Raw genomic sequence first — 4,660 nt, 5'->3', positions numbered from 1 at the left:
AAACGATGCCTTCTCTTTATAAAAAAATAGCACATCTTCATTTCCCCAGGGGGAATACCACTACCCAGCGAACTCTTATGTTAGCTAAAGTTTATCAACTCAATCCTGGACTTACCTCTACTGAAAAAGTTTATCAAGTTTTTAAACAAGTTTTTACCTTAGCTAAATCTATTTCTCCTTTGGAATTTAAAGAGAAAACAGAAGAGAAAAGGTATTTTACTCTGGCTAATTACTCTTCTGATCTCTTAAATGTTAATCGCCTTTTACTTTGGAAAAAACTTCCTGGTGGGGAAGAATACCTGAGCCGAGAAGAAACTAAGTACTTGCCTTTAGGAAAAAAAGGAGAGCTATTTAGAGAGTGGATTGAAGAAAATTATAAAAACATCATGGCTTTAGATTTATCTAAAGCAGGTTTGACTTACTTAGCCTCAGAAATAGGCCAATTGTCTCAGCTGATACGGCTTTACTTAAATCAAAACCAGCTCACCAGCCTTCCTGCAGAAATTGGGCAGCTGTCTAAGCTGCAAGTGCTTAAGTTAAACCAAAACGAGCTCATAGCTCCTCTGCCTGCAGCAATCGGCCAGTTGTCTAATCTGCTACTGCTTAACTTAAATCAAAACCAGCTCACCGCTCTGCCTGCAGAAATAGGGCAGCTGTCTCAGCTTCGAGCGCTTCACTTAAATCAAAACCAGCTCACCGCTCTGCCTGCAGAAATCGGTCAATTGTCTCAGCTGCAATCGCTTGAATTAAATCAAAACCAGCTCACCAGTCTTCCTGCAGAAATCGGGCGGCTGCCTCAGCTGCAATGGCTTTACTTAAATCAAAACCAGCTCACCAGCCTTCCTGCAGAAATTGGGCAACTGTCTCAACTACAAGTGCTTTACTTAAATCAAAACCAGCTCACCGCCCTGCCTGCAGAAATCGGGCAATTGTCTGAGCTGCACACGCTTGAATTAAATCAAAACCAGCTCACAAGCCTTCCTGCAGAAATTGGGCAATTGTCTCAGCTGCAAGGGCTTCACTTAAATCAAAACCAGCTCACCGCTCTGCCTGCAGAAATTGGGCAGCTGTCTCAGCTTATCGAGTTTGAATTAGCGGAAAATCCTTTGAAAGATATTCCAGAAAAAATAAGGCAGCGTTTTCAATTGTAGAATGGTTGTAAGTGCTTTTTAAATTGGGGTGAGCTGAGCTGACACGGCTTTACTTAAGCCAAAACCAGCTCACCGCTCTGCCTGCACAAATCGGGCAGCTGTCTCAACTACGAGTGCTTTACTTAAATCAAAACCAGCTCACTAGTCTTCCTGCAAGAATAGGTCAATTGTCTCAGCTGCAAACGCTTGAATTAAATCAAAACCAGCTCACCAGCCTGCCTGCAGAAATTGGGCAGTTGTCTCAGCTTATCGAGCTTGAATTAGCGGAAAATCCTTTGGAAGATATTTCAGAAAAAATAAGGGAGCGTTTTCAATTGTAGAATGGTTGTAAGTGCTTTTTAAATTGGGGTGAGCTGAGCTGACACGGCTTTACTTAAGCCAAAACCAGCTCACCGCTCTGCCTACAGAAATCGGGCAGCTGTCTAAGCTGCACACGCTTAAATTAGCGGAAAATCCTTTGAAAGATATTGCAGAAAGAATAAGGCTGCGTTTTCAATTGTAGAATGGTTGTGAATGTTTTTTAAATTGAAGTGAGCTAAAGTGAAATAAAAAACTTTTAGCCATCTTATCTTTAAACAAGTAATCAGCTTTTCTTCCGGCAACTAAGTGAGCTTAAGCTAACCTACACATTTATAACGACAAGAAGTTTTTCCCTTTTTCTGCAGATTGCTATAGTTGGGAGAACAACCTTTCTTGACAGGAAGAAGCTAGACGTATTGTATTCCATCATGCGGGGGAAGAATTAAAACAAGGCACCCTAAAGAGCCGTTTTTCTCAAACAAGGCAAGGAATCAATCTCATTCTTTTAGCCAAACCAAAATTGCCGCTCACTTAATCTCCAAAACCTGTGGCTGCTCCTAAATGCCTGGAAGGTCTCCGCCCTTTCCTTGAATCTATTTGAAACAAAAGCGCTGATAGATCATTTGTGAGTTGTTTTTCATTGATAAGGATACGAATTGGCTTGACTTGCTTTTTTAATTTTTTTATATTGCCTTTGAAAAATAAAAATGCTAAAAAAGTCATCACTACCCAGGGAAATAAAATGCATCCTATCTCTCCGGCATCTATTGAAAGCTTGCCCAATGAATTGCTGCTCCCTATCTTAGAGGCTTGCTTAGTTCCTTCCTTATTTAGCGTCTGTAAAAGATGGCATCATCTGCTGGCTTCTGAATTGATGCCTTCTCTTTATAAAAAAATAGCACAGCTTCATTTCCCCAAGGGGAAGGCCACTACCCAGCGAACTCTTATGTTAGCTAAAGTTTATCAACTCAATCCTGGACTTACCTCTACTGAAAAAGTTTATCAAGTTTTTAAACAAGTTTTTACCTTAGCTAAATCTATTTCTCTTTTAGAATTTAAAGAGAAAACAGAAGAAAAAAGAGGCTTAACTCTGGCTAATTACTCTTCTTATCTCTTAAATATTAATCGCCTTTTACTTTGGAAAAAACTTCCTGCTGGGGAAGAATACTTGAGCCGAGAAGAAATTAAGCACTTGCCTCTACAAAAAAAAGGAGAGCTTCTTAGAGATTGGATTGAAGAAAATTGTAAAAACATCACGGATTTAGATTTAGCTGAAGCAGGCTTGGCTTACTTACCCCCAGAAATAGGCCAGTTATCTCAGCTGCAATGGCTTTACTTAAATCAAAACCAGCTCACCGCTCTGCCTGCAGAAATAGGGCAGCTGTCTCAGTTGGAATGGCTTGAGTTAAATCAAAACCAGCTCACCGCTTTGCCTGTAGAAATAGGTCAATTGTCTCAGCTGCAAGGGCTTTACTTAAATCAAAACCAGATCACCAGCCTTCCTGCAGAAATAGTTCAATTGTCTCAGCTACAATGGCTTCAATTAAGCCAAAACCAGCTCACCGCTCTGCCCGCAGAAATCGGGCAATTGTCTCAGCTGCAAGAGCTTCACTTAAGCAAAAACCAGATCATCAGTCTTCCTGCAGAAATCGGGCAGTTGTCTAAGCTACGATGGCTTGAATTAAATCAAAACCAGCTCACCAGCCTTCCTGCAGAAATCGGGCAGCTGAGACAGCTGCAACATCTTTACTTAAATCAAAACCAGCTCACCAGCCTTCCTGCAGAAATTGGGCAATTGCCTCAGTTACAAAAGCTTGATTTAAGCCAAAACCAGGTCGCCAGTCTTCCTGCAGAAATTTGGCAACTGTCTCAGCTGCAAACGCTTAACTTAAGAGGAAACCAGCTCACTAGTCTTCCTGCAGAAATCGGCCAGCTGTCTCAGCTGCAATGGCTTGAATTAAATCAAAACCAGCTCACCAGCCTTCCCGCAGAAATAGGGCAGTTGTCTCAGCTGCAATGGCTTTACTTAAATCAAAACCAGCTCACCGCTCTGCCTACAGAGATTGGGCAACTGTCTCAGCTGAGAGGGCTTTACTTAACTCAAAACCAGCTCACCAGCCTTCCTACAGGGATCCGGCAGTTGTCTCAGCTGAAAGGGCTTTACTTAAACCAGAACCAGCTCACCAGTCTTCCTACAGAAATAGGGCAGTTGTCTCAGTTGCAATGGCTTGATTTAAGCCATAACCAGCTCACCGCTCTGCCTACAGAGATTGGGCAACTGTCTCAGCTGCAAAAGCTTTACTTAAATCAGAACCAGCTCATCAGCCTTCCTGCAGATATTGGGCAACTGTTTCAGCTGCAATGGCTTATCTTAAACCAGAATCAGCTCACTAGTCTTCCTGCAGAAATCGGGCGGCTGTCTAAGCTGCAAACGCTTGAATTAGCGGAAAATCCTTTGAAAGATATCGCCGAGAAAATAAGGCAGCGGTTCCTATAAGGAATGGTATCCTACAAGAGTACTTAGAAGTAACTATTTCTATAAAAATGGGCAATAGATGGAAAACAAAAAGAGTTTCATAAAAATAGCCAGACCAAGCTTCGCATAACCTATGCAAACCATCAAATCCTAATGATATTGCCTTGATAAGTGCTGCTCATAAAGTCGCGCATTGTGAAATATCCTGCTATAATCTTATCTGTTTCTTCTGGATGCTTGATTAACGTATCTTCAATCCATTTCACCGCTTTATAGGCTGAGCTTTCACTAACTCCATAGCTTTGGCTAATATGGAAATAGGTCTTATATTCGCGCATATATTCCAATGCCATCAACAACATGTCTTCTAGACTTAGTTTATATTTACGCCCCCCTTTAATCTTCTTGGCCTTATCGGCTTCCTGTAAAATTTGCACCATCTTATCAAAGGTAGTACGCTTTACCCCTGTCAATCGTCGAAATCGCTCATCATCTAATTTCTCTATCTTATCAAACTTCATGGTGCCTCCTTTAAATATTGAGTCACCATCTTACTAAAATTTGCATTTTATTACAGTTTCGAAAGAAGTCTAGTAGAAAAATTAAAACAAAGCACCAAAAAGAGCCGTTTTTCTCAAATAAGGCAAAGAATCAATCTCATTCTTTTAGCAAAACCAAAATAGCCGCGTCCCTTAATCCCCAAAAGCTGTGGCTGCTCCTAAATGCTTAGAAC

4 protein-coding genes and 1 pseudogene are annotated in these 4,660 nt (G+C 41.2%); 4 read left to right on the top strand and 1 reads right to left on the bottom strand.

What is annotated here, in order from left to right; genetic code table 11:
- The 4 genes from DB41_RS08800 to DB41_RS08785 all read left to right on the top strand — a co-directional run.
- A partial coding sequence (locus DB41_RS08800; RefSeq protein ID WP_202965123.1) for a leucine-rich repeat domain-containing protein occupies window positions 1–1,151 on the top strand: 1,151 nt, incomplete at its 5' end.
- 38 nt (window positions 1,152–1,189) lie between these two features.
- Window positions 1,190–1,471, top strand: a complete 282-nt coding sequence (locus tag DB41_RS08795) for a leucine-rich repeat domain-containing protein (protein WP_080502481.1) — start codon at window positions 1,190–1,192, stop codon at window positions 1,469–1,471.
- A 38-nt stretch (window positions 1,472–1,509) separates the two neighbouring features.
- Window positions 1,510–1,653, top strand: coding sequence for a leucine-rich repeat domain-containing protein (locus tag DB41_RS13075; RefSeq protein ID WP_080502483.1), 144 nt, complete (start codon window positions 1,510–1,512; stop codon window positions 1,651–1,653).
- Window positions 1,654–2,193: 540 nt separating this feature from the next.
- On the top strand, window positions 2,194–3,948 hold the full coding sequence (locus DB41_RS08785) for a leucine-rich repeat domain-containing protein (RefSeq protein WP_052244062.1): 1,755 nt from the start codon (window positions 2,194–2,196) through the stop codon (window positions 3,946–3,948).
- 209 nt (window positions 3,949–4,157) lie between these two features.
- Here DB41_RS08785 and DB41_RS08780 read toward each other — a convergent pair.
- Window positions 4,158–4,448: pseudogene (locus DB41_RS08780) on the bottom strand (transposase family protein); the annotation flags it as partial.
- Window positions 4,449–4,660 lie beyond the last annotated feature (212 nt).

The organism is Neochlamydia sp. TUME1 (assembly GCF_000813645.1).
Lineage (GTDB): Bacteria > Chlamydiota > Chlamydiia > Chlamydiales > Parachlamydiaceae > Neochlamydia.
Note: the sequence above shows the minus strand (reverse complement) of the source record. Positions and strands in the feature narration are given on the sequence as shown.

Coding starts and splice junctions, on each gene's coding strand:
- DB41_RS08785 (WP_052244062.1), top strand. CDS start 2,194: ATGCATCCTATCTCTCCGGCATCTATTGAAAGCTTGCCCAATGAATTG.